25 protein-coding genes and 1 tRNA gene are annotated in these 26,812 nt (G+C 26.1%); 21 read left to right on the top strand and 5 right to left on the bottom strand.

What is annotated here, in order from left to right; translation table 11 throughout:
* Window positions 1-199: 199 nt before the first annotated feature.
* Window positions 200-1,273, bottom strand: coding sequence for an FAD:protein FMN transferase (locus Q1J78_RS04405; RefSeq protein WP_300278401.1), 1,074 nt, complete (start codon window positions 1,271-1,273; stop codon window positions 200-202).
* Window positions 1,274-1,392: 119 nt separating this feature from the next.
* On the opposite strand from Q1J78_RS04405, the gene Q1J78_RS04400 reads away from it, so the two are divergent.
* The 4 genes from Q1J78_RS04400 to Q1J78_RS04385 all read left to right on the top strand — a co-directional run bounded on the left by Q1J78_RS04400 (window position 1,393) and on the right by Q1J78_RS04385 (window position 3,620).
* Window positions 1,393-1,764 (top strand): NusG domain II-containing protein, encoded by a 372-nt coding sequence (locus tag Q1J78_RS04400; protein WP_300278398.1) that lies wholly within the window; start codon window positions 1,393-1,395, stop codon window positions 1,762-1,764.
* Window positions 1,765-1,844: 80 nt separating this feature from the next.
* Window positions 1,845-2,588: a uracil-DNA glycosylase gene (locus Q1J78_RS04395; protein WP_300278395.1), complete on the top strand. Its 744-nt coding sequence runs from the start codon at window positions 1,845-1,847 to the stop codon at window positions 2,586-2,588.
* A gap of 82 nt (window positions 2,589-2,670) precedes the next feature.
* Window positions 2,671-2,767, top strand: a tRNA-Sec gene (locus Q1J78_RS04390).
* Window positions 2,768-2,915: 148 nt separating this feature from the next.
* Window positions 2,916-3,620: a tRNA threonylcarbamoyladenosine dehydratase gene (locus Q1J78_RS04385; RefSeq protein WP_300278392.1), complete on the top strand. Its 705-nt coding sequence runs from the start codon at window positions 2,916-2,918 to the stop codon at window positions 3,618-3,620.
* Window positions 3,621-3,745: 125 nt separating this feature from the next.
* Here the strand turns inward: Q1J78_RS04385 and Q1J78_RS04380 are convergent, their stop codons facing one another.
* On the bottom strand, window positions 3,746-4,591 hold the full coding sequence (locus Q1J78_RS04380) for a ComEC/Rec2 family competence protein (RefSeq protein WP_300278389.1): 846 nt from the start codon (window positions 4,589-4,591) through the stop codon (window positions 3,746-3,748).
* A gap of 194 nt (window positions 4,592-4,785) precedes the next feature.
* Between Q1J78_RS04380 and Q1J78_RS04375 the strand changes: the two genes are divergently transcribed.
* On the top strand, window positions 4,786-5,685 hold the full coding sequence (locus Q1J78_RS04375; protein ID WP_300278407.1) for a DUF2156 domain-containing protein: 900 nt from the start codon (window positions 4,786-4,788) through the stop codon (window positions 5,683-5,685).
* A gap of 10 nt (window positions 5,686-5,695) precedes the next feature.
* On the top strand, window positions 5,696-6,868 hold the full coding sequence (locus Q1J78_RS04370; RefSeq protein ID WP_300278386.1) for a GNAT family N-acetyltransferase: 1,173 nt from the start codon (window positions 5,696-5,698) through the stop codon (window positions 6,866-6,868).
* A 136-nt stretch (window positions 6,869-7,004) separates the two neighbouring features.
* Here the strand turns inward: Q1J78_RS04370 and Q1J78_RS04365 are convergent, their stop codons facing one another.
* Window positions 7,005-7,550, bottom strand: a complete 546-nt coding sequence (locus Q1J78_RS04365) for a biotin transporter BioY (protein WP_300278383.1) — start codon at window positions 7,548-7,550, stop codon at window positions 7,005-7,007.
* A gap of 403 nt (window positions 7,551-7,953) precedes the next feature.
* Here Q1J78_RS04365 and Q1J78_RS04360 point away from each other — a divergent pair, with 403 nt between their 5' ends.
* Both Q1J78_RS04360 and holA read left to right on the top strand, forming a co-directional pair.
* Window positions 7,954-9,108: a ComEC/Rec2 family competence protein gene (locus Q1J78_RS04360; protein WP_300281887.1), complete on the top strand. Its 1,155-nt coding sequence runs from the start codon at window positions 7,954-7,956 to the stop codon at window positions 9,106-9,108.
* Window positions 9,068-10,099: a DNA polymerase III subunit delta gene (holA, locus tag Q1J78_RS04355; protein ID WP_301118250.1), complete on the top strand. Its 1,032-nt coding sequence runs from the start codon at window positions 9,068-9,070 to the stop codon at window positions 10,097-10,099. The genes Q1J78_RS04360 and holA overlap by 41 nt, the downstream gene beginning before the upstream one ends.
* 330 nt (window positions 10,100-10,429) lie before the next feature.
* On the opposite strand, the gene rpsT is transcribed toward holA, so the two are convergent.
* Window positions 10,430-10,696 carry a 30S ribosomal protein S20 gene (gene rpsT, locus Q1J78_RS04350; RefSeq protein ID WP_300278375.1) on the bottom strand — a complete coding sequence of 89 codons (267 nt, stop codon included), beginning with the start codon at window positions 10,694-10,696 and terminating at the stop codon, window positions 10,430-10,432.
* Window positions 10,697-11,085: 389 nt separating this feature from the next.
* On the opposite strand from rpsT, the gene lepA reads away from it, so the two are divergent.
* The 13 genes from lepA (at window position 11,086) to Q1J78_RS04285 (ending at window position 25,895) form a co-directional block, all read left to right on the top strand.
* On the top strand, window positions 11,086-12,891 hold the full coding sequence (lepA, locus tag Q1J78_RS04345) for a translation elongation factor 4 (RefSeq protein WP_300278372.1): 1,806 nt from the start codon (window positions 11,086-11,088) through the stop codon (window positions 12,889-12,891).
* A 140-nt stretch (window positions 12,892-13,031) separates the two neighbouring features.
* Window positions 13,032-14,330, top strand: a complete 1,299-nt coding sequence (locus tag Q1J78_RS04340) for a CCA tRNA nucleotidyltransferase (protein ID WP_300278369.1) — start codon at window positions 13,032-13,034, stop codon at window positions 14,328-14,330.
* A gap of 115 nt (window positions 14,331-14,445) precedes the next feature.
* Window positions 14,446-15,318: a nitroreductase family protein gene (locus Q1J78_RS04335; RefSeq protein WP_300278366.1), complete on the top strand. Its 873-nt coding sequence runs from the start codon at window positions 14,446-14,448 to the stop codon at window positions 15,316-15,318.
* A gap of 88 nt (window positions 15,319-15,406) precedes the next feature.
* Window positions 15,407-16,537 carry a radical SAM family heme chaperone HemW gene (hemW, locus tag Q1J78_RS04330; RefSeq protein WP_300278363.1) on the top strand — a complete coding sequence of 377 codons (1,131 nt, stop codon included), beginning with the start codon at window positions 15,407-15,409 and terminating at the stop codon, window positions 16,535-16,537.
* Window positions 16,538-16,776: 239 nt separating this feature from the next.
* On the top strand, window positions 16,777-17,796 hold the full coding sequence (hrcA, locus tag Q1J78_RS04325) for a heat-inducible transcriptional repressor HrcA (protein WP_300278360.1): 1,020 nt from the start codon (window positions 16,777-16,779) through the stop codon (window positions 17,794-17,796).
* Between the two features lie 29 nt (window positions 17,797-17,825).
* Window positions 17,826-18,404 (top strand): nucleotide exchange factor GrpE, encoded by a 579-nt coding sequence (gene grpE, locus Q1J78_RS04320; protein WP_442952115.1) that lies wholly within the window; start codon window positions 17,826-17,828, stop codon window positions 18,402-18,404.
* 73 nt (window positions 18,405-18,477) lie between these two features.
* Window positions 18,478-20,316, top strand: a complete 1,839-nt coding sequence (gene dnaK, locus Q1J78_RS04315; RefSeq protein ID WP_300278354.1) for a molecular chaperone DnaK — start codon at window positions 18,478-18,480, stop codon at window positions 20,314-20,316.
* A gap of 204 nt (window positions 20,317-20,520) precedes the next feature.
* Window positions 20,521-21,684 carry a molecular chaperone DnaJ gene (gene dnaJ / locus Q1J78_RS04310; protein ID WP_300278351.1) on the top strand — a complete coding sequence of 388 codons (1,164 nt, stop codon included), beginning with the start codon at window positions 20,521-20,523 and terminating at the stop codon, window positions 21,682-21,684.
* Between the two features lie 170 nt (window positions 21,685-21,854).
* Window positions 21,855-22,271: a hypothetical protein gene (locus Q1J78_RS04305; protein WP_300278348.1), complete on the top strand. Its 417-nt coding sequence runs from the start codon at window positions 21,855-21,857 to the stop codon at window positions 22,269-22,271.
* Window positions 22,272-22,376: 105 nt separating this feature from the next.
* Window positions 22,377-23,324: a 50S ribosomal protein L11 methyltransferase gene (gene prmA / locus Q1J78_RS04300; RefSeq protein WP_300278345.1), complete on the top strand. Its 948-nt coding sequence runs from the start codon at window positions 22,377-22,379 to the stop codon at window positions 23,322-23,324.
* 48 nt (window positions 23,325-23,372) lie between these two features.
* On the top strand, window positions 23,373-24,125 hold the full coding sequence (locus Q1J78_RS04295) for a 16S rRNA (uracil(1498)-N(3))-methyltransferase (protein ID WP_300278404.1): 753 nt from the start codon (window positions 23,373-23,375) through the stop codon (window positions 24,123-24,125).
* The gene (mtaB, locus tag Q1J78_RS04290) at window positions 24,126-25,424 is read left to right on the top strand and encodes a tRNA (N(6)-L-threonylcarbamoyladenosine(37)-C(2))-methylthiotransferase MtaB (RefSeq protein WP_300278342.1); all 1,299 of its coding nucleotides are present in this window, start codon (window positions 24,126-24,128) and stop codon (window positions 25,422-25,424) included. It begins immediately after the preceding gene.
* Window positions 25,425-25,550: 126 nt separating this feature from the next.
* A complete protein-coding gene (locus tag Q1J78_RS04285; protein ID WP_300278339.1) occupies window positions 25,551-25,895 on the top strand; it encodes a histidine triad nucleotide-binding protein in 345 nt (114 codons plus the stop codon).
* A 49-nt stretch (window positions 25,896-25,944) separates the two neighbouring features.
* Here Q1J78_RS04285 and Q1J78_RS04280 read toward each other — a convergent pair whose 3' ends face one another.
* Window positions 25,945-26,646 carry a TraX family protein gene (locus tag Q1J78_RS04280; protein WP_300278336.1) on the bottom strand — a complete coding sequence of 234 codons (702 nt, stop codon included), beginning with the start codon at window positions 26,644-26,646 and terminating at the stop codon, window positions 25,945-25,947.
* Between the last annotated feature and the right edge of the window lie 166 nt (window positions 26,647-26,812).

Raw genomic sequence — 26,812 nt, 5'->3', positions numbered from 1 at the left:
TAAATAATGAACATAAAAAAGACTGCCATGAGGATGGCAGTCTTTTTATGTGTGATGATATTATTTAATTAAAGTTAAGTAAGCCTATTGGCAAACCGATAAAATATAACATAATCAGATTATATCTGATAATTGTAAAAACGTAAAGAGTAAAATTAAAAAGATTATGTAAAATTCTATAAAATATAAAATTCAGTAACTATTTAATCAAAGTAAAATCATTATTTAAAAGTTTAAAATTATTATCGAATCCTTTAGTCAAATAAATTTTTTTATCTTTAGTTACAAAAATTGCATCAACATCATCAATACTTTCTATAAGTTTTTTACCTTCTTCAAGTCCAAGTGCAAATGCAGAAGTTGAAAGTGCATCGCAATTTATAGATTTATTGGATACAATTGTAACGCTAAGAAGATTATTATCAAAAGGATATCCATTAGAAGGACTTAAAATATGATGATATTTTTTACCATCTTTTTCAACAAATCTTTCATAGACACCAGAGGTAACAATAGATTTATTGTTTACTTTTATACTAGCAAAAGAATCATTTGCATTTTCAAAAGGATTTTTTATACCAATTGTAAAATTTCCTATTGTTTTAATATTTCCACCTAAGTTAATAATAGCTCTATCAACATCTGAAAGTCTTAAATATGATGAAACAGTATCAGCAGCATATCCTTTAGCTATTGCACCTAAATCTATTTTCATATTTTTATTTTTTAAAAATACAGTATATTTTGTATCAGTAGATTCTTTTATTCCGTCATTATTTGTATCTGATTTTATTATTTCTTTTTTCATTTCTATATTTTTGTAATCTACAAGAGAAAGTAAATTATCTATTTCTGATTTTTCAGGAACTCTAGCATCTTTTTTTCCGATTGACCAGAGATTACTTATAGGTCCAATTGTCACATCAAAATTCCCACCAGAAAGTTTTGAATAGTATATAGCATCTTTTATAACTTCATATGTTTCTTCAGAAACTATAGTAGGTTTTATACCAGCATTTTTATTTATTTTAGAAACATCACTTCCTGGAATTTCTGTGCTCATCAAATTGTCTATATTTTGTACAACTTTATCGCATCCAGATAGAATTTTTTCTGCATCTTTTTGATTTTTACCATATATAGTAACAGTATTTACTGTACCGAGATAGTAATTAGTTTTTGAAAATTCTGAGTCCTTATTAGGTCTAAAAATAAGAAAACCTCCAACTAATAAAACAATTAATACGATTATATATGAAGTATATTTTTTCATTCCATATCTCCTTTATTTAAATTTATAGTAGTATATAAAAAATTATGATATGATTAATTATAGCATATATAAAAGCAAAATATTAATGTGAGTAAATATTTTTAAAGAAAGGAAGTAATATGAAAAAGAAAGATTTTATTTTGATAGCGATTGTTGTAATTGTTATTATAGGATTTTTAGGATATACAAAGTTTAAAGATATGAATCAAGAAGTTTCAGTTGTACAAGTTTATAAAGATAATAAATTATATAAAGAAGTCCCTCTTGATTCTGAAGAAGAGTTTACAATAAAAGATGGAAATCACATAAATAAAGTAAGGGTACATGATAGAGGTGTTGAAGTGATTGAAGCAAATTGTCCTGATAAAGTATGTGTTAAAACAGGATTTATAACAAAACCTAGTCAAAATATAGTTTGTATACCTAATAAAGTAAGTATAAAAATAGTTGATAAAAATACTGATGATAAAATAGACGCTATGGTTGAATAATATATAATAAAAAATTTAAAATATAGAAATAGTTAAAAATTTTATGTTTTGAATATTAAATAAAGATAAGGAGAAGTTTTATGAATATATATAATGAAGATAATTTTACAAAAGAATCTTGGAAAGATTTGATAAATACAGATTGGAAGGAGCTTTTATCAGATGAGTTTGATAAAACTTATTTTGTAAAGTTAAATGAATTTTTAAAAGAAGAATATAGAGAACATGAAGTTTTTCCAGAAAGAGAGAAGATATTTGAGGCTTTAAATCATACATCATTTAAAGATACGAAGATTCTTTTACTAGGCCAAGATCCATATCATAATGATGGTCAAGCACATGGACTTGCTTTTTCAGTAAAACCTGATATTAAAATACCACCTTCTTTAAAAAATATATATAAAGAATTAAATTCAGAATATGGATGTTTTATACCTGATAATGGATATCTTATAGATTGGGCAGATCAAGGTGTGCTACTTTTAAATACATCTTTAACAGTAAGAGCACATGAGGCGAATTCTCATAGTAAAAAAGGATGGGAAAAATTTACAGATAGGATAATAGAAATTTTGAATAATAGAGAAGACCCAGTGATATTTATACTGTGGGGAAATAATGCTAAAAAGAAAATAAAACTTATAGATACAGAAAAACATTATATATTAGAGGGAGTACATCCGAGTCCTCTTTCAGCTAGCAGAGGTTTCTTTGGATGCAATCACTTTAAAAAAGCAAATGATATTTTAGAAAATATAGGAAAAGCTAAGATAAACTGGCAAATAAAAAATTTAAAAAATGAAGAACAAATAGAGTTATTTTAAAATTTAAAAAATATAAATATTTTCTAAAAAGTACTTGCAAAATTTAGTTATACATGATATATTATTACTGTTGAAAAAACACGGGAGTGGATGGGTGCTGGTGTGCCCTCTAGTCTTCAAAACTAGTATGAGGGGTTAAGAGCCTCTTAGGTGGGTTCAATTCCCACGCACTCCCGCCAATACAGTATATAATGGAACCTAATTAAAGGTTCCTTTTTTTATACATTTAATAAATTTTTATATTTTATAAAATTTAAGTTAATTTGAGAGCTAAGAATTTGATAAAATAGCATAAATTGATTATATAAATAATTTAGGAGGGAAATTATGCAAGATTGGCAAAAAAGAACAGCTCTAATAGTTGGAGAAGATGGTATAGAAAAGTTAAAAAAATCAAGTGTTATAATATTTGGAGTTGGAGGAGTAGGAGGTTTTGCAGCTGAAGCTATAGCAAGAGCAGGAGTTGGAAATATCACAATAGTCGATTTTGATGATATAGATATAACTAATATAAATAGACAAGTTATAGCACTTCATTCAACTGTCGGAAAATTAAAAGTAGATGCATTTAAAGAAAGACTAAAAGATATAAATCCAGAGATAAATGTAACAGCTATTCCAAAAATGTACACAGTTGAAAATGGAGAGAGTTTACTTGAAGGAGATTATGATTATGTAGTAGATGCAATAGATATGATAACATCTAAAATACATATTATAGAAACTTGCAATAAAAAAGGAATAAATATCATAAGTTCAATGGGTATGGGAAATAAGTTAGATCCAACAAAAATAGAACTTACAGATATATATAAAACAAGTATGTGTCCATTAGCTAGAGTTATGAGAAGAGAACTTAAAAGTAGAGGGATAAAAAAATTAAAGGTTGTATATTCTACAGAAAAAGCTATTGAACCAAAAGAAAAAATAATGAATGGTAAAAAGGTTACAGCAGGTAGTATATCATTTGTTCCATCAGTTGGTGGACTTATAATTGCATCAGCTGTTATAAATGATATTTTAAATAAATAATAAAAATAGGGCTATCAATATTCTAAAATAAAGATAGCCCGTATTTATTATAAAAATATTATTTTTATATTTTTTTATAATAAGATAATATTCATATATTAACGTTACATTAAAATTATTGATGATTACTCTATTATATATTTTCTTTTAGTAAAAAGACCGTCCTTATCACAATAAAAAACTAAAGATCCATTTTTATCAGTTCTATATACTATACAATTATTTTCGCGAAATGTTTCTAAAACACTTCTATGAGGATGACCATAGTCATTATGATATCCACAAGATATTGCAACTGCATTAGGTTTTAATCTTTCAATAAATTCTTTTGTAGATGAGGAAGAACTACCATGATGTCCAGCTTTTAAAAAATCTATATTTGATATATCGTAAGAGGATAAAATATCAGCTTCATTCTCTTTTTCAGCATCACCTGTAAATAAAAAGGTATGTCCATCATAAGTCAATAGAAATACTATAGAATTTAAATTATTTTTATCAGCAACAATAGTAGCTGGTTGTAAAACATCTATTTTTGTATGAGAATCTATTTTCAAAGAATCACCTTTCGACAAAAATTCTATTTTAACATTATTATTTCTGCAACTGTCTATTAAATTATAATATGACTCAGAGTTAGCTTTACAATTAGGCATAAAAAAATTTACTATCTTAAATTTATCTACAATATAATCCATACCGCCAATATGATCTGTATCTGGATGTGTTGCTATTAAAATATCTATACGATGAACACCATTTCTTTTTAAATATGAATAAACAGTATGCTCAGCTTCTTCATCACCAGCATCAACTAATATATTTTTATTAGAAATAGTTTTTATAAGAATACTATCTCCTTGCCCAACATCAATTACATGTACAGAAAAAAGTTTTTCTTTTGAACAAGCAGATGTTGATAATAAGATTAGAATAATTATAAAAAATTTTTTTAGTATATTTTTTCTCATTTTAATCACCTCTGTTAAAATAACTGTTTCAAAATATAATTTTAGGGTAAAATAAAAACATAAAATAATCTTATATTTTAATAATTTACATTTTGATAAATTTGTAGACAAAATATAAAAATAAAATCTTTAAACTAAAAATAAATGTGATATAGATATAGATAAAAATACAGGGAGGATATGTTATGAGTAAGATAGAATTTAAAAATTTAGATATAGAATCATTAGAAAGGTTACAGCCATTTTTTGATATGACAGATTATGACGCTTGTGATTATTGTTTTGCAACAATGTTTATGTGGCGGGATACTTATAAAACGAAATATCATATAGAGGATGACTTCGCTATAGTATTTGGTGAATATGAGGGGGAAATATTCTCAGTACTACCATTAGCAGCAAAAGAAAATGTGAAAAAAGCTATAGATTTTGCTATGGATTATTTTGAAGAAATAGAAAGTAAAGTCTTTTTAAGAGGTATAAATAAAGATATAGTTGATTATGTTCATAATATCTATGGAGATAAATTTGAATATATAGAAGAAAGAGATTTATTTGATTATATATATGATGCAGAATCATTAAGAACATTAGCAGGTAGAAAAAATCAAAAGAAAAGAAATCATATAAATTATTTCTTAAAAGAATATGAAGGTAGATATGAAAGTAGATTATTAGATAGCGATGACTTTGACGATTGCATGAAATTAGTAAAAAAATGGGCTATAAAAAAAGAAGACTCTGATGTGGAAGTTGATGATGGTGAAACTATAGCTATAAAGAAAATATTTGATAACTATGATAAATTAAAAGATAGAGTGAAAGTATTTGGAATATACATAGACAATGAATTACAAGCTTTTAGTATAGGAGAAAGATTAAAACAGAATATGGCTCTTATACATATTGAAAAAGCAAATCCAGATATAAGAGGTCTTTATCCATATATAAATCAAAAATTTTTAGTTGAAGAATTTTCTGATGTAGAATTTGTAAATAGAGAAGAAGACTTAGGAATAGAAGGTCTTAGAAAAGCAAAACTTTCTTATCATCCTATTAAATTTGCTGAAAAATATACAGTTAGAGAAAAATAGGGAGGGTATTATGAATACAAGAATAGCAACAGATAAAGATTATAACCAAATTAGAAAAATTTGGACATATTGCTTTAATGAAGGAAAAGATATAGAAGATTGTTATTTTGAAAATAAATATAGTTATCTAAATACAATTGTATCTGAAATTGAAGGAGAAGTTGTTTCTTCTATTCATTTAAATCAGCATACTATAAAATTAAATGACAAAGAAGAAAAAGTATCATATGTTGTAGGAGTATCGACATTACCAGAAGCTAGAGGTAAAGGTATCATGAAGAATATGATGAGTTTTGCTCTTGAAGAAATGTATAATAGAAATCAAAATGTTGCTATTCTTATGCCCATTGACTTTAGATTATATAGAAAATTTGGGTTTGAAAATTGCTATGATATGATTGAACAAAAAATAAATATAAATGATTTATCTAATTTTAGATTAAATAGAAATTTTAAAAAAGCAAAAATTTCAGATATAGAAACACTTATAGATATATATAGTAAATCAAACAAGAGATTAAATGGTTATGCTTTAAGAGATGAAAAAAGATATAAAAATTTATTCAAAGAAGTAGAGGCAGATAATTCACAAATATATATTTCTTATGATGATAATATGGCTAATGATGGATATTTAGTATATTCAATAAGTGATAATAAAATTTTTGTTAGAGAAATTTACTTTACTAATACAGAGTCATTAAAATCAATGTTAGCTTTTTTATACAATCATAATACACAGTGTGAAAAAGTAATTATAATGGAAGATATAAGAAATATATTAAATTCTATTTTATCAAATCCAAAAACATCTGAGAGTGTATTAAAACCATTTATGATGGGAAGAATTATAAATATGTATAATTGTTTAAAAAATATAGATATTTATAATAAAGATTTTTCTGGTATTATTATATCGATAAAAGATGAGTATATAATCAATAATACAGGAAACTATCATTTAGAATTTAAATCAGGTAAATATGAATTAAATAAAAGTGAGTATGATCCTAAAAAGTCTGATATAGATCTTAATATAAATCAAATGTCTCAATTAATTTTTGGTTATAAAGATATAGAAGATATATTAGAAATAGAAAATAAAGAAATAAAAGAAACAGAACTATATACTTTAAAAAATCTATTTATAAAGAAAAAAAATCATATAAATGAATATGATTAATATCATAATAAGGTATAAATACTTATTGAAAAGTATGATAATACATTAATAATTAACAACTATACATAAAATTAAAAAAAATAAAATATAAAAAGATACTACTTATTTTAGTAGTATCTTTTTATATTTTAAGCTATTACTTGTTATCTATTTTTAAGGTTTTAGATACTTTTTCTCCAATAAAATAGGCAAAAAATATTTTTATAAGGTCTGGTATTACAAAAGGTATTACACACATTTTGAGTGCAGAAGTGAAATTTATAGAACCATTAGGTCCAATAAATACTTTAACAAACCAAAGAGTTCCAAAAATATAACATAGTATTAAGCCGAATATAGATAGTAGAAAGAAACCTAATTTATTTTTATAAAATAAATTTTCAAAAATCCATATCACTAAAGATGTCAAAATGAATCCGACAATATATCCACCTGTAGGTCCTGCTAATGCAGCAAATCCGCTCTTAAAACCAGCAAATACGGGTAGACCTAAAATACCAAGAAAAATATAAATAAGTATTGAAAGAGTTCCTAATTTACCACCTAAAATTTTTAAAGTTAGAAAGATTCCAAAAGTTTGTAATGTAAATGGTATTGCCATTGGAATAGATATCCAAGAACAAATAATAATTATTACAGAACAAAGAGAAACATAAATTAATTCTTTAGATTTAATATTCATAATTTTACCTCTTTTCTTTTAATATATTTTTAAGGATATATTAAAAATACATTAATGTCAACCTAAAAACAAAAATGTAAACTTAAATACCGATTTGAAATAACTTTTAGTGTATTGTAAAAAATATAAATATTAACTTAAGACTTAAGATAAGAGTTAGGAATATTTTAGAAAATATATGGATAATATAAATTTATATAAATATTTTATATGAAAGTTAAGAGGTGAGTTTATATTGCTTGAAATAAAAAAAAGAAATTTTATAGAGAAAGTTAACATATTTTTCTTGAGAAGGCCAACAATTTTTTTATTTTTAATTATAGCTACAATAAGTATTTTGTATACAAATAAAGGAATAAAAGATTGTTTTAAAGAAGAAAATATCAATATTACAGGAGTTGTAATGTATAAAAAGGAAAAGGATAGATATAATCAATATAGAGTAGGAAAAAGTATAGTCAACGATTATTCAAAAAATTCAAATATAAAGACAGGGGATATTATAAAAGTTGTTGGTAAAAATAAACCATTATCAAATATGAAATTTGAAGATTTTTATTATGGAAGATATTTAAAAAGTACAGGAATTGAAAATTACTGTAATATGTATAAATATAAAAAAATAGGGATAAATAAAAAATACGAATTAATAGGAAATATAAGAAGATATATAAGAGAGACAAATAGATACTTATATAAAGATAAATCAGATTTTTTAAATTCTATGCTAATAGGAGAAAAAGAGCTTATAAAAGATGAAGATAAAAGAATGTTTTCTAGGACAGGAATTAGTCATATAATAGCTATTTCAGGGTTGCATGTTAGTATTTTATGTGCATTTATAGGTTTTCTAGGAAGAAGGATAAATATAACATTTAATATGATTATTTTAAATTTAGTACTCTATCTATATATATACATTGCAGGAGGAAGTCCATCTATAATAAGAGCTGTTTTATCATCAGTATTTTCTAACATAGCGTTTTTTATAGACAGAAGAAAGGATGGAGTAACAACACTTATGATAATAGCTTCTGCAATGATTATTTACAATCCATTTATTTTATATAATATCAGTTTTCAACTGAGTTTTTTAGCTACATTTTCAATTGTATATTTTTATCCAATAATAAATAAAAAAATTAAATTATCAATAGTATCAATTACAATTGCTGCAAATATAATGACTATGCCAATAATAATATATAATTTTAAAGGAATATCACTTTTATCTTTAATAAGTAATATAATGGTTGTTCCATTCATCTCGCTTGTAATATACTTAGATATAATTAGTTTAGTTATATTTAATCTATTTCCATTTATATCAGTATTAATTTCTCTTTTTAATTCTAGTATTATATCGTATATACATTTTATATTAGAAAAAATTGATGAAATATGGTTTTCATATATAAGATTTACTCAATTAGACTTTAGTTTTCTTATAATTTATTATATAATAATTAGTCTAGGTATAATTTATTATGAAATAAAAGTCGTAGAGGAGCAACGAAATGAATTACAAGGATATTATCGGGGGAATGAAAGAAAATAATTTTGAAAGGGTATATCTTCTATATGGAAAAGAATACTATCTTTTAGAAAATTTAATAAGTACTTTAAAATCGGGTTTAAATGAGAGTATGCTAGATTTTAACTTTGATATTATAGATGGAAAAGAAGTACAATTAGATCAACTTCTTAGTTCTATTGAAACATTTCCTTTTATGGATGATAGAAAAGTTGTAATAGTTAAAGATTTTGAGATTTTAACAGGGAATAAGAAAAATTTTAGTGATACAGATGAGAAATATTTAATTGAAAAACTTGATAATATACCAGAATCTACTGTACTAGCATTTGTTGTTTATGGCGATGTAGATAAAAGAAAATCTATTTACAAAAAAATTAATAAAGTTGGAAAAGTATGTGAATGTAAAAAATTAGAAGGAATGGATTTATTTTCTTGGGTAAAAAGAGGTTTTCTAAAATTAAATGTTGAAATTGAAAATGCTACAATTGCTTATTTTATAGAACAATTAGGATATAAAGAAAAAAATAGTGAAATGACATTATCAGATGTTAAAAATGAAATATTTAAAATAGCATCATATACTGGAGAAAATAATCTTGTAACAAATGATATAATAGAAAGATTATCCCCAAGAAAAATAGAAAATAATGTTTTTAAAATGGTAGATAATATTGGAATGAAAAGAGCAGATATAGCGCTTAAGATATTCAAAGATATGATACTTGATGGAGAATCTCCATTAAAAATAATGGCGTTAATCGCTAGACAGTTTAGAATTATTTTGAAAGTGAAAGATATGCAAAATGAAAATATGAAATTTAAAGAAATTGCGTCATCTTTAGGACTACAAGAGTTTGTTGTGAAGAATGCATCAAGACAAGGAGCTAATTTTTCAGAAGATATTTTAACGGAAATTATAAACTATATATTAGAGAGTGAATTTAAAATAAAAAATGGGCTTATAGGAGATGAAATAGCAATAGAAGTTCTTATAAGTAAATATTGTAAATAAAAAGATTGTAGATGAAATTATAATAAAAATTTAATAAAACAATACAATAAAAGGTTTTTATAGATTTTCTATAAAAACCTTTTATTGTATTTAGAAAAAGTAGCATCATAGAACGTTTAAAAACGTTCGTGCGATAGAACCATTCCTTTTTATATTTAGAAAAATTAAAGCAAATTGAAGAATTTAAATCTAATATAAAAACAGAATTTAATTTACTTATTAAATAAATTAAAAAATATTAAAATAAATAAAATAAAAAGCCCTTTTATAAAATAAAAGGGCTTTTACTCCCTAGCGAACGGGAGTATATATATATAATTAAAGCGGCAATTAAGCGTTCATACCGTTTAATTTCTGAGCTAATTTAGCTACTTTTCTAGATGCAGCGTTTTTATGTAAAGTTCCTTTAGAAGCTACCTGATATATTCTTTTCTGTGCGTACTGGAATCTAGCTTTAGCTTCTTCAACGTTTCCTGCTGCAACTGCTTCATCAAATCTTCTTATAGCAGTTTTTATCTGAGATTTTCTAACTCTGTTTAAAGCAGTTTTCTTTTCTATAACACTTATTCTTTTTTTAGCTGATTTTATGTTTGCCATTCTTTTCACCTCCTACAATAACTTTATTAAATAATCACTCATCGTCAACATATTAGATTTTAACAGAATTATAATTAAAAATCAAGGATAATATTTATTTATTTTAATAATATTTTTTTGACTTGAAAATTAAATTATATTTATCTGCAAAATTATAGCTAGTTATAAATTATACTATCATAATATAAAAAAAGCAATTATTATTTTTGAGAAAAAGAATTAAATAAACGTATAATTATTCAAAGATACAATTAGTTTTTATTTACAGAAGTTAGTATATAAAGTAAAATAAAAGGTATGATATAAAAGTATAATTATGTCTTTTTGTACATACTTGAAGATATATTTACTTTTAAAATGGAGATTGCGAATAAAAAGGAGGAATTTAATTGTCAAGTAGACAGAGTAGAACAAGAAATTTTAGTATAATTGCACATATAGACCACGGAAAATCTACTTTAGCCGATAGATTAATACAGACTACAGGTCTTGTAAGTGAAAGAGATATGAAATCTCAACTTCTTGATAATATGGATCTTGAAAGAGAAAGAGGAATAACTATCAAGCTACAAAATGTTAGACTTAAATATATAGCAAAAGATGGAGAAGAATACTATTTAAATTTAATAGATACTCCAGGACATGTCGATTTTAACTATGAAGTATCTAGAAGTTTGGCAGCTTGTGAAGGTGCACTTTTAGTTGTAGATGCAGCACAAGGAGTTGAAGCACAGACTTTAGCAAATGTTTATTTAGCATTAGATCAGGATTTAGAAATACTTCCAGTAATTAATAAAATAGATTTACCTAGTGCTAGACCAGATGAAGTTAAAGCAGAGATAGAAGATTATATAGGTTTAGACGCATCTGATGCACCTCTTATATCTGCTAAAAATGGAATAAATATAGAAGATGTACTAGAAGGTATAGTAAATCATGTACCAGCACCTAAAGGAGATGCTGAAGCTCCATTAAAAGCACTTATATTTGACTCTTATTATGATGCATATAAAGGAGTAATAGCATATGTAAGAGTATTTGAAGGTACAGTTAAAAAAGGTATGACAATCGAAATGATGAATACTAAGAAGAAATTTGAAGTAACAGAAGTAGGAGTAATGGCTCCAAATCCAGCAGAATTACCAGAATTATCAGCAGGAGATGTTGGATATATTGCAGCGAGTATAAAAGATATAAGAAGTTGTCGTGTTGGGGATACTATAACAGATGCAAATAATATGACAGAAGAAGCTCTTCCAGGATATAAAAAAGCTACACCAATGGTTTATTGTGGAATATATCCAGGAGAAGGTGAAAAATATGAAAATGTAAGAGATGCTCTTGAAAAATTACAAGTAAATGATGCAGCATTAGAATTTGAAGCGGAAACATCAGCAGCTTTAGGATTTGGATTTAGATGTGGTTTCTTAGGTCTTTTACATATGGAGATAATGCAAGAAAGATTAGAAAGAGAGTTTGATCTTAACATAGTAACAACTGCACCATCTGTTATATATAGAGTTACAAAAACTGATGGAGAGGTTGTAATGATACAAAACCCAGCAAATCTTCCAGAACCTGCAGAAATTCAAATGATAGAAGAACCTATTGTAAAAGGTGATATAATAGTTCCAAAAGATTTTGTAGGAGCTGTTATGGAGCTTTGTCAAGAAAGAAGAGGAACTATGCACAATATGGAATATATTGATGATAGAAGGGTTATGCTTCATTATGATTTACCTCTAAATGAAGTTATATATGATTTCTTTGATGCTTTAAAATCTAGAACAAGAGGATATGGTTCTTTAGATTATGAAATGAAAGGATATGTACCTTCTAAGCTAGTTAAGCTTGATATTCTTATAAATAAAGAACAAGTTGATGCACTTAGTTTTATAATACATGAAACAAAAGCCTTTGTAAGAGGAAAAGCTATGTGTGAAAAATTAAAAAATGAAATACCAAGACATCAATTTGCAGTTCCAATACAGGCAGCAGTTGGAAATAAAGTAATAGCTAGAGAAACAATAAGTGCTCTTAGAAAAGACGTTCTTGCAAAATGCTACGGAGGAGATATTTCTCGTAAAAGAAAACTTCTTGAAAAACAAAAAGAAGGTAAAAAGAGAATGCGTCAAATTGGTAGTGTTGAAGTTCCACAAAAAGCATTTATGTCAGTTCTTAAACTTGATGACTAATGAAAATATAAAAGGTTGTTGTATTATAAAGGTACAGCAACCTTTTTTTGCAAAATTAAAAATAAATTTTAATATTAAGAAAGTTATTATCAGATATTATATTTATATATAATTTTATATAAAAATGAGGAAGTGATTATTTGATTAAATTACCTGAAGATGTTATATACATAATAAATGAAATAGAAAAAAATGGGTTTGAAGCATTTGCAGTAGGAGGATGTATAAGAGATAGTCTTTTGGGAAAAACTCCAAATGATTGGGATATAACAACATCAGCAAAACCTAAAGATATTATACATATGTTTGATAATACTATAGAGACAGGGATAGAACATGGAACTGTAACTGTTATAATAGATAAAAAACAATATGAAATAACTACATATAGGATTGATGGAGAGTATACTGATGGGAGACATCCTGATAATGTTGAATTTACTAATTGCATAAAAGATGATTTATCTAGAAGAGATTTCACAATAAATGCAATGGCATATAATAATACAAATGGACTTGTAGATGAATTTGAAGGAATTTTAGATTTGAAAAGAAGAATCATTAAATGTGTTGGAAATCCACAAAAAAGATTTCAAGAAGATGCACTTAGAATGATGAGGGCTATAAGGTTTTCTGCACAGTTAGATTTTTTAATAGAAAAAGAGACTTTTAATGCTATAGAAGATATGTCAGATACAATAGATGCAGTGTCTATGGAAAGAATAAATGTCGAATTTACCAAAACTCTTATGTCAGATTCTAGAAAAATATCATTATATGAAGAAAGTGGCATATTAAGAAAAATAATACCAGAAATTTATTCTAATCGAGAAATTGATTATTTAAAATTAATAAGACTTGGAATAGAATGTAGTAACCTATGTCAAAAAAAATTATACACTAGATTAGCTGCTTTTTTTGTTTATATAAACGAATATATAAATGTTGAAAATATAAAAAAAATATTAAAAAGAATGAAATATGATAATAAGAGTATAGAGAAAACATGTAAATTATTAGAATTTAGTAAAAAAAATATAACTGATAATAAAGAAGAAATAAAATACATACTTATGAAAATTGGTGATATTGAATTAGTAAAAAGTCTTGTAGATTTGAAAAGAGCTGAAGTAAAATCATATTTAATAGAAGATAAAAAAACTAATAAAGACAATGTAACAGATATATTAGAAGTATTTACAGAGGAATCTCTAGAAGTATTGGATAGAGTAGAAAAAATTTTAAAAGAAGTTGTAGATAAAAAAGAATGCTTTAGCTTAAAAGAATTAGAAATAAGTGGAAAAGATTTAATAAAAATGGGAATAAAACCAGGAAAAGATATAGGTAAAATATTAGATAAGATATTAATGGAAGTTATAAAAAACCCTGATATAAATAAAAAAGAAATATTGATAGAAATGGTTAAAAATATTAAATAATTTTTTGAAAAATTAGAAAAATTTGTTTATAAAATTTATAATATGGGTATATAATATATATAACAAAATTAAAAATCGACTTTTAAATATCTCGTCGATAGAAGGAGTGTATAATATGATGGACTATAAGAATTTAATAATAAACTCAAAATCAGTAAGAAGTTTCAAAGAAAAAGAAGTTGAACAAAGATATTTTGATGAAATAAAAAGATATATAGAAACATCAAAAGTTTTAGTTCCTGGAATAGAAACAGAACTTAATTTCTTTGATAAAGAAGAAGTATTTGATAAAATAGAAGGTTTAGCTGGGTATAATGGATTTCTTATAGATGCGCCTCATTATATGTTCTTACTTTCAGATAAAGATGATAATTATATAGAAAATGCTGGATATATAGCAGAAAATGCAAGATTAAAAGCAGGAGAATTTAAAATAGATTCATGCTGGATAACATTTAAAGATGGTAAAAAAATAATAGATAGTGTTGGAATAAATACAGATAAAGAATTAGTAGCTTTAGTAGCATTTGGATATGCTGAAGAAGCAAGTAAAAAAATGTTAAAAGCAACAAAAACTGGAGAAAATTATTCTCAATCAGAAATGGAAAAGGCATTATCAGAACCAGCATCAGATAGAAAAGCCATAGAAGAAATAGTATTTATGAATAAATGGGGTGAATCAGCTGATATAGAAGAATTAGAAACAAGAGCTCTTTTAGATGCATTTTCATATGCTAGATTAGCACCATCAGCACTTAATATACAACCATGGAGATTTATTGTTGATGGAGGTAAAGTAGTACTTGCAGTAGATAAAGACGCTTTAGAATCTGAATATGAAGGAAAAATAGCATCAGGAATAGTAATGCTATACTTCGGATTAATAGTTGATACAACACTAATGGACTCTAAATGGATATTTGATATTGATCAAAAAGAATATAATATACCAGAAGAATATAGAGTGGTTGGATATTGTAATATATAAAAAAATAGATTAATATATCTATATGAATAAATAATATAAAAGGACAGGATATCCTGTCCTTTTATATTTTAAGAATGGAGATAAAAATATGTTTGGAATCTATATACACATACCGTTTTGTGTAAAAAAATGTAAATACTGTGATTTTAATTCTTTTAATATGAATTTAAATGAAAAAAAAATATATTTAGAAGATTTAAAGAAAGAAATAGAAATGTATTCAAGTGATTATAAAAATAAAAAAATTGATACAATATTTTTTGGAGGTGGAACTCCAAGTATACTAACAAGTAAAGAAATAGAAGATTTAATGAGAATATTAAAAGAAAAATTTGATTTTTCTAAAGAAGTAGAAATAACAATGGAATGTAATCCAGGAACTATTGATAGAGAAAAATTACAAACTATGAAAATAAATGGAATAAATAGACTGAGTATAGGTCTTCAAGCAGTTCAAAATAGTCATTTAAAATATATTGGAAGAATACATACATATGAAGAGTTTGAAAAAAATTTTAAAGAAGCGAGAACTATAGGATTTGATAATATAAATATAGATTTAATGTTTGACTTGCCAAATCAGACAGAAGATGATTGGAAAGAAAGTTTGAAGAAAGTAGTTAAATTAAATCCAGAACATATTTCAGCATATTCACTTATATTAGAAGAAGGAACAGAACTTTTTGAAATGTATAATAGAGAAGAATTTTCTTTAATGGACGAAAATAAAGATATGGATATGTATGAATATACAATAAATTATTTAAGAGAAAATGGATATAATCAATATGAGATATCTAATTATGCAAAAAAAGATAAAGAGTGTAAGCATAATATAATATATTGGAAGTGTGAAAATTATATTGGATTAGGAGCAGGTGCTTCTGGATATTTGGGTAAAGAAAGATATACAAATGAAATGAATTTGTCTGATTATCACAAAAAAACATATAATAACCAAAAACCAATAATGAGTATAGAAATGCTTTCTGAAGAAGAAATGATAGAAGAAAAAGTATTTATGAATCTTAGAATGAACGAAGGAATAAATAGAAAAGAATTTAAAGAAAAATTTGGAATAGATTTTTATGAAAAATATAAAAATAAAATAGATACTTTAAAAGAAAGAAATTTATTAACTATAGATGATATTTCTATAAAATTAACTCAAAAAGGTAGAGAAATATCAAATAATGTATTTTTAGAAATTTTATCTTAAAAAATTAGCACTCTATACACTTGGTGGACAAAAATAAATATAAATAAAATAAAAACAAGTTATATTCTAAAAGAGGTTCGATTTCAGTGGAGATTGAACTTCTTTTTTTATTATAAAAAATACTTTTAAAAACTTTTATAAAATATGTTGACAAAATATATCAACGGTGATATAAAATAAGTATAAGCTTTTTAGCACTCTTAAAAGATGAGTGCTAATAAAGTAAGAAGGTGATTAATTTGGAATTGAATGAAAGAAAACTAAATATACTTAAAGCGATAGTTAAAGACTATATTGATACAGCAGAAGCTATAGGTTCTAGAACAATTTCAAAAAAACATGATTTTGGAGTAAGTGCAGCCACGATAAGAAATGAAATGGCGGATTTGGAAGAGTTAGGATATTTAATACAGCCCTATACATCTGCAGGAAGAGTACCTTCAGTAAAAGGGTATAGATTATATGTAGATTCTTTAATGAGTAAAGATGAATTAACTGACGAAGAAAAGTTATCTATAGAAAATTGTATGAAAGAAAATATAGATAATATAAGCACTTTGATCCATGAAACATCAAAAATGTTATCTAAATTAACAAATTATACTACGGTTGCTATTACAAAAAGTATAACTAATAATATAATAAAATATATACAATTAGTTAATTTAAATGAAAATGAGATTTTAATTATCGTAGTATTTGAAAAAGGAAATGTAAAAAAAGCAAATATAAGGCTAAATACAAATGTAGAACAAGCTAAATTAAATATTATTTCAGATAGCTTGACAAAGAGAATGGCTGGAAAAAGTCTTTCAGATTTAGATGAAAACTTTATATCATATGTAAAGTATCAAATAGGAGAGTTTTCAGTAGTTGTTGATGAGTTAATAAATATTTTAAATGGCAACTATTCTGATGATGACTATTCATTATCATTAAGTGGAGCTACAAATATTTTAAATTATCCAGAGTTTAATGACATTATAAAAGCTAGAGATTTTTTAAATCTAGTTGAAGAAAAAGATAGTGTTGCAGATTTAATTAAGCAAAAAGGTATACAAAAAGATAATTTAAATATTTTAATAGGAAATGATGAAGAAAATGGTCTTGGAAAAGATTGTAGTATTGTTACAGCTACATATAATGTAGATGACAATACATTAGGAAAAATAAGCTTTATAGGACCAACGAGAATGGATTATGCTAGAATATGTTCTATAATTAATTATATGAGCATTTTACTAAATAAAAAGAAATAATACAGCATATTTTGCTGGTTGACTGAGAGGTGTATGTCTTGGAAAAGAATAATTGTAAAAATGAAGAAACGAAAGAAACTAAATCAACAGAAGATGTCGAAGAAGTAAAAGTTTCTTGTGAAGAGACAGAAGGTGAAACTGAAAACGTAACAGATATAAACGATAAGATTGAAGAAAAAAAATTAAAAGATGAAATAGCTGATATGAATGATAAATATCAGAGACTTCAAGCAGAATATGCAAACTATAGAAGAAGAACAAATGAGGAAAAAGAAACAATTGGAATATTTGCAAATCAGAAAATAATGTCTGAACTTATTCCAGTTATAGATAATATGGAAAGAGCTCTTGATTCTAATAGTGATAAAGAAAGTCAAGTATATAAAGGTGTAGAATTAGTACATAAACAGCTTTTAGATGCATTAGCTAAATTTGGTTTAAGTGAAATAGAAGCTGAAGGATGTGATTTTGATCCGAATGTACATCAAGCTGTAATGCAAGAAAACATAGAAGGTGTAGAACCAAACAAAGTTGTTATGGTATTACAAAAAGGATATAAATTAAACGACAAAGTTGTAAGAGCAACTATGGTAAAAGTTTCTTGTTAATTAAAGATATCAAAATAAATTAAGATAAATGAAAATAGAATATGATTTGTAAATCATAAAGGGGGAAATTAAAATGGCAAAAGTAATAGGTATAGACTTAGGTACAACAAATTCATGTGTAGCAGTATTAGAAGGTGGAGAACCACAGATAATACCAAATTCAGAAGGTATGAGAACTACTCCATCAGTAGTAGCATTTACTAAAGATGGTGAAAGAATGGTTGGAGAACCTGCTAAAAGACAGGCAGTAACAAATGCAGATAGAACTATAAGTTCAATAAAAACTCACATGGGTACAGATTACAAAGTAAATATAGATGGAAAAGATTATTCTCCACAGGAAATATCAGCTATAATACTTCAGAAATTAAAAGCTGATGCAGAAGCTTACTTAGGAGAAAAAGTATCAGAAGCTGTTATAACAGTTCCAGCATACTTTACAGATGCTCAGAGACAAGCTACTAAAGATGCAGGTAGAATAGCTGGTCTTGAAGTTAAAAGAATAATAAATGAACCAACAGCAGCATCATTAGCTTATGGTATGGATAAATTAGATCAAGATAAAAAAATATTAGTATTTGACTTAGGTGGAGGAACATTTGACGTTTCATTACTTGAAATAGGAGATGGAACATTCGAAGTTTTAGCTACAGCTGGTAACAACAGATTAGGTGGAGATGATTTTGATAAAGTTGTAATAGATTACTTAGCAGAAGAATTCAAAAAATCTGAAGGTGTAGATTTAAGAAATGATAATATGGCTCTTCAAAGATTAAAAGAAGCTGCTGAAAAAGCTAAAAAAGAATTATCTTCTACAATGAGTACTAATATAAATCTTCCATTCATAACAGCTACAGCAGAAGGACCAAAACATTTAAATGTAGATTTATCAAGAGCTAAATTTGAAGAATTAACAGCAGGATTAGTTGAAAAAACTATGGAACCAATGAAAAGAGCTATATCAGATGCAGGAATATCAGTTTCTGAAATAGATGATGTATTATTAGTTGGTGGTTCTACAAGAATACCAGCAGTTCAAGAAGCTGTTAAAAAATTCATAGGAAAAGATCCTCATAAAGGTATAAATCCAGATGAATGTGTTGCAGCAGGTGCTTCTATACAGGCAGGTGTATTAACAGGAGAAGTTAATGATTTATTATTACTAGATGTAACTCCATTATCATTAGGTATAGAAACATTAGGAAATGTATTTACTAAAATAATAGAAAGAAATACAACAATACCAACTAAAAAATCACAGGTATTCTCAACTGCAGCAGATAACCAAACAGCTGTTGATATACATGTACTTCAGGGTGAAAGAAGTATGGCATATGACAATACTACATTAGGTAGATTCCAGTTAACTGATATACCACCAGCAATGAGAGGAATCCCTCAGATAGAAGTTACTTTTGATATAGATGCTAATGGTATAGTACATGTTACAGCTAAAGATTTAGGAACAGGAAAAGAACAGAAAATAACTATAACTTCTAATACTAACTTATCAGAAGAAGAAATAGAAAGAAAAGTTAAAGAAGCTGAAATGAATGCAGAAGCAGATAAAGCTAAAAAAGATAAAATAGAAGCAGTTAACCAAGCTGAATCAACAGTATATCAGACAGAAAAAACTTTAAAAGAAGTAGAAGATAAAATAAGTGCTGATGATAAAGCTGAAATAGAAAAAGCTATAGCTGATGTAAAAGCAGCTAAAGATAAAGAAGATGCAACAGCTGAAGAAATAAAATCATCTATAGATAACTTAATGCAGAAATTCCAAAAAGTATCTGAAGTAATGTATCAGCAGGCACAGCAACAAGCAAACGCTGAACAGGCTAACGAAGGATCAACTTCAAATGATGACAATGTATTTGATGCAGACTTCAAAGAAGTAGATGAAGATAAATAATATCTAACTTTTAATATTAAAAATAAACTAAATGTGATTATTCCAGGAAAAACAACTATATGACTTGTAATTGACCTGTGAATAAAGTAAGATATTAAAGTAGAATTAATAAAGTAGAGATAATAGCTTGTAGTTTTTAATATTCTACAAGCTATTATTTTATTAAAAGATATATTTTAGTAATGGAAAAGGCGGTGTCACAGGTTGAGTACTAAAAGAGACTATTATGAACTGCTGGGTGTTGAAAAGACAGCAACAGCTCAAGAAATAAAAAAAGCATATAGAAAATTAGCTATGAAATATCATCCGGATAGAAATCCTGGTGATAAAGAAGCAGAAGAAAAATTTAAAGAAATAAATGAAGCATATGAAGTTCTTTCAGATGAAGAAAAGAGAAAAATGTATGACCAATTTGGACATGATGGAGTAAATGGTCAAGGTGGCTTTGGAGGTCAAGGCGGTTTTGGTGGCTTTAACCAAGGTGATTTTGGCGGTTTTGGTGGCTTTGAAGATATATTTGGAGATATATTTGGCTTTGGAGGTGGTTCTAGTTCAAGAAGAAGAGGGCCAGTTAGAGGAGCAGATATAAGACAAAGAGTAAGAGTAACATTTGAAGAAGCTGCAAAAGGTGTTAAAAAAGAAATAAAAGTAACTAGAAGAGAAGAATGTAGTGACTGTAATGGTAGTGGTGCAAAACCTGGAACATCTAAAAAAACTTGTCCAAACTGTAATGGTACAGGAACAGTTAGAAGCGTACAAAGAACACCATTTGGTAATATAGCTAGTACTAAAACTTGTCCAAATTGTAATGGTAGTGGAGAAATAATAGAAACACCTTGTTCTAAATGTAAAGGAACTGGTAGTGTAAGAAAAACTAAGACTATAGAAATAGATATACCAGCTGGTATAGATGATGGTCAGATGATAAAATTATCAGGTCAGGGAGAATTTGGAGAAAAAGGAGCACCTAGAGGTGATTTATATATAATAGTAGAAGTAATGCCTCATGAAATATTTACAAGAGATGGATATGATATATACATAGATATGCCAATAACATTTGTACAAGCAGCTCTTGGTGATGAAATAGAAGTTCCTACTCTTGATGGTAAAGTTAAATATAGTATTCCTGAAGGAACTCAAACTGGATCGGTATTTAGACTTAGAGATAGAGGAATAAAACGTATTAGAGGAAATTCTAGAGGTGATCAGTACGTAAAAGTTACAGTAGAAGTTCCTAGAAAATTATCTGAAAAACAAAAAGAATTATTAAGAGAATTTGCTGGAGAATGTGGGTCGGGCGAACACGAGAAAAAAGAAACATTCGGCGAAAAAATAGATAAATTATTTGGTAAAAAGAAAAAATAATAATAATATTTTATAAATTAGTATTATTATGTATTGTAATAAATAGCATAGTGAGAATAACTTTTAAAAATTACTCTTACTATGCTTTTATTTTATTGTAAATTACTTGAATTATTAATATAATAATGTTATTTTTTAATATGGAAATTATCATTAGAAGAGGAGAAAAAATGGATAAAAAAATAAAAATTAATTGGAATGAAGTCAGTAAATTTATTATTACAACATTAATTATATTCACTTTGAAATATTTCTTAGTTAATGTTGTAAATATTGAATTTAGAGAAAATGAAACTTTAAGTATGGGTGGAGTTATAATAGGAATAGTTTTTGTATCTATGCTACTTGAATATTTAAAAGGATTTACAATAATAGGTAAGGGTGATGGAAAAGGAAATAGTATAATATTAGGAATAGGTGTAGGTATATTTGCAGACTCTTTTATTAAGTTAGCTGTATCTATTTTGATTGTATCAATTCTATTTGCACTACTTAATTATGTTTTAGAAGAAAAAAGAGAAAAAGAAAGAGCAAAAAAAGAAGAAAGAAAAAAATTAAATAAAAAAAAGAAAAAGAAAAAAAGATAATATAAATATTTATTAATTAAAATTTGACTTATAAATAATATGATATAATAGAAAGTAATAAAAATTATAATTGATTTGATGCGGAACAAATTAGGAGGAGAAAATATGGGAAATTGGATAGAAATAACAATTAGAACAACAACAGAAGCAGTTGAAGCAATAACAAATATACTATATGAAAATGGTGCTGCTGGAGCTATGATAGAAGATCCAAAAGATTTTAATTTCCAGAAAAAAAATGAATATGATTGGGATTATGTTGAAGAAGAAGTTTTTAATAAAAGTGGAGAAGATTGTGTAAAAATAAAAACTTATGTATCTGAAGAAAAAAATGTTATAGAATTTGTAGAAAATATAAAACATAGGATATCAACACTTAAAGATTTTGGAATAGATCCAGGAGAAGGAAGTGTATCTATGGATACTGTAAATGAGGCAGATTGGGCTAATAACTGGAAAAAATATTATAAACCAACTAAAGTAGGAGAAAAAATAGTTATAAAACCATCTTGGGAAGATTATAAAGCAAATGAAGATGAGATAGTGATAGAATTAGATCCTGGTATGGCTTTTGGAACAGGAACACACGAAACTACAAGTATGTGTATATGCCAATTAGAAAAATATGTATCACCTGATTCAAAAGTATTCGATATAGGCTGTGGAAGTGGAATATTAGCAATAGCAGCAGCTAAATTAGGTGCTAAAGATGTTACAGCTGTAGATTTAGATGAGGTAGCAGTTGAAGTAGCAAAAGAAAATGTAAAAGAAAGTAATGTAGAAGAAAATGTTACTGTTCTTCATGGAAATTTAACAGATGTAATACATGATAAAGCCGATGTAGTGGTAGCAAATATAATTGCAGATATTATAAAAATACTTGCAAAAGATGTTCAACAATTTATGAAAGATGATGCTATATTTATATCTTCAGGAATAATACTTGCAAAAATAGATGAAGTTGTAGAAAGTCTTGAAGAAAATGGATTTGAAATTGTAGAAGTGATTAGAAAAGGAGAATGGTCAGCAATAGTATCTAAAATAAGAAAATAAATTAAAATTTGTTTGATGAGGGATATTATTATGGATTGGACATGGACTATGGATAGATTTTTTGTAAATAAAAATAATATAGACTTAGAAAAAAATACATGCATAATAGATGGTGAAGATGTAAAGCATATAACAAAAGTTCTTAGATATAGAGAAGGTGAAAAAATAGAAATTTGTGATGGCGAAGATAATGAATATATCGGTGAAATAATATCTATGTCTAAAGAAGAAGTGAATTTAAATATAATAGATAAAAGAAATATAAAAAGAGAATCAAACTTAAAAGTGAGAATATATCAAGGAATGCCAAAAGGTCCTAAAATGGAATATATTCTTCAAAAACTTACAGAAGTAGGTACTGATGAAATTATATTAGTCGATACTAAAAGAAGTGTTGCTAAAATAGATAATAAAAAAGAAGATAAAAAATTTGAAAGATGGGAAAGAATTATCTATGAAGCTGCAAAACAATCTAAAAGAGGAAAGATACCTAAACTAAAAGGAATACTAAGTTTTAAAGAAGCCTTAGAAGATATGCAAAGAAATGAATACAATATATGCCCTTATGAAGATGAAAAAAATACGCCTTTAGTAAAAGAAATAAGAGGTTTAAATATAGAAAGTATAGGTATATTTATAGGACCTGAAGGAGGAATTGCAGAAGAAGAAATAGATGCTCTTAAAGAAAATGGTTCAAAAATAGTTACACTTGGACCTAGAATACTTAGAACAGAGACAGCATCTACAATAGCTTCAGCACTTGTACAGTATGAATTAGGAGATTTAGGAGGAGAAATATAAGTGAAAAAAGTTGCTTTTTATACACTTGGTTGCAAAGTTAATCAGTATGAAACAGAAGCTATGATAGAGCTATTTGAAAATAATGGATATGAACATGTACCAAGTGAAGAATATGCAGATGTTTATGTTATAAACACTTGCACAGTAACTCATATGAGTGATAGAAAATCAAGACAATATATAAGAAGAGTAAAAAAGAAAAATCCCAATGCAGTAATTGTGGTAGTAGGATGTTATTCTCAAGTAGCCCCAGAAGAAATATTAGATATAGAAGAAGTAAATTTGGTTATGGGGACAAATGATAGAAGACATATAGTTGAAAAGGTAGAATCTGTTAGTTGTAATGATAAAATATCTACAGTAGATGATATAATGAAAGTAAAAGAGTTTGAAGAAATTGAAATAACTCAAACAAATGGAAGAACAAGAGCATTTATGAAAATACAAGATGGATGTGATAGATTCTGTACTTATTGCATAATACCATATGCTAGAGGAAGAGTTAGAAGTAGAGATTTAGATAATATAGTAGAGGAAGTTAGAGTATTAGCTAAAAAAGGATACAAAGAAGTTGTTCTTACAGGAATACATGTTGCTTCTTATGGTAAAGATATAAAAGATAAAGAAGTGAAGTTATTAGATGTTATAAAAGCTGTAAATGAGATTGAAGGAATAGAAAGAATAAGAACAAGTTCTGTTGAACCAATATTATTTACTGATGAATTTGTAAGTGAAATTTCTAAAATGGAAAAAGTTTGTCCTCATTTCCATCTTTCTCTTCAAAGTGGATGCGATTCTACATTAAAAAGAATGAATAGAAGATATACAACTAAAGAATACAAAGAAATAGTAGATAGATTAAGAGAAGCTATGCCAGGGGTTGCAATAACTACAGATGTTATAGTAGGTTTCCCAGGAGAAACAAATGAAGAATTTAAACAAACATATGAATTCTTAAAAGAAATAGAACTATCTCAGATGCATATATTCAAATATTCACCTAGAAAAGGTACTCCAGCAGCTACTATGGATAATCAAATAGACCCACAAATAAAACATATGAGAAGTGAGAAGTTAATATCTCTTTCAAAAGAAAATTTCGATAAATTTGCTCAAAAATTTATAGGTCAAGAATTAGATGTATTATTTGAAGAGAAAACAAAATCTGGTAATTATGAAGGTCTTACAGTTAATTATATGAGAGTTGAAGCATATAGTAATGAAGATATATCAGGACAGATTAGAAGAGTAAAAATAACAGGAATAAAAGAAGATTATGTTGAAGGTACATTAATATAATATAGGTTATATATTAATGTAGATAAATTTATTTATATAAGTATTAATAAGAGGATTTTAAATTTTTTTATAGAAATATTAATTTATAGAAATATTAGAATAATATTTATAAAATGGAGGTAAAAAATGGATTGTATATTTTGTAAAATAGCAAATGGTGAAATACCATCAACAAAAGTATATGAAGATGAAAAAGTTTTAGCTTTTAATGATCTTAATCCCTTAGCACCACATCATATACTAGTAATACCAAAATCTCATTATGAAAGTATAATAGATGTTCCAGAAAATGAAATGGAAATTATAGCTCATATTCATAATGTAATAAATAAAATAGCCAAAGAAAAAGGTTTTGATAAAACTGGATTTAGAATAATAAATAACTGTGGAGAAGATGGTGGACAGGAAGTTAAGCATATTCATTACCATGTATTAGCAGGTAAAAAACTTCCAAACTATGAAGCAGAATAACAAAAAAGACTAGACTTATGTCTAGTCTTTTTATATTGATTTAAATATATTATATAAATAAGTGTATAAGATAAATAACAAATAAATGTGCTGGATAATAAATATAGAAAAACCATTTTGAGATTTTTAATTCTGTATTAGTATGTAAATAAATAAAAGGCAACGCAAATAATGCAAATATTTCAAAACCTATAGCATGACCAAATAATTTTAATGCTAGAGGATCAGACATTGTAGTATTTAAAAATGCAGGTAAATAAGATAGAATGTATAAAATAGCTCCTAATGATGGTTTATTTCTGCATAAGTAGAAAATCAACATTAAAATAAGGCCAGTCATAGAATAATCAAAATTAACTATACTTAATAAAAGGAGTCCTGATATAAATAACCACCATTTTTTTTCTTTAAATCCCCAAGTAGCTAAAAGACTTATAACAAGTGTAAAAAATATATTGAAATTAAAAATATTTCCTACTATATCATTTGAATTAAAGGCAAGAATCCAAAATGGTTGTGAAATAAATGCAAAGGCTAAAAGTCTTAATAAGTATTTTTTTATATCATGAGTATATAGCATTCCTACAGTTAAACAATAACAGAAAAGAGGAAAAGCCAATCTTCCTACCCAACGAAAAATAGGATATTCTGGAAAAAAAGCACCTCCGAAATGATCAATAGTCATTGAAATAATAGCTATCAATTTTATAAAATTTGTATCAAGGTTTGTTTTCAATTTTTGTTCTTGCATATAAAGAATCTCCTTTTAAATTTTAGATAGATATAATTATAGCATACATAATTATGCAAAAAAATATATTAATTACTTTTATATAGAAAATAATTTATATTAACATAAAAAATCATAAAAAAATTGTACGATTAATAATAAAAATACTTGATAAAAATAAAGAATT

The sequence above is a fragment of the Peptacetobacter sp. genome (genome assembly GCF_029264495.1).
GTDB lineage: Bacteria > Bacillota > Clostridia > Peptostreptococcales > Peptostreptococcaceae > Peptacetobacter.
This window is presented reverse-complemented; position numbering and strand designations above follow the sequence as displayed.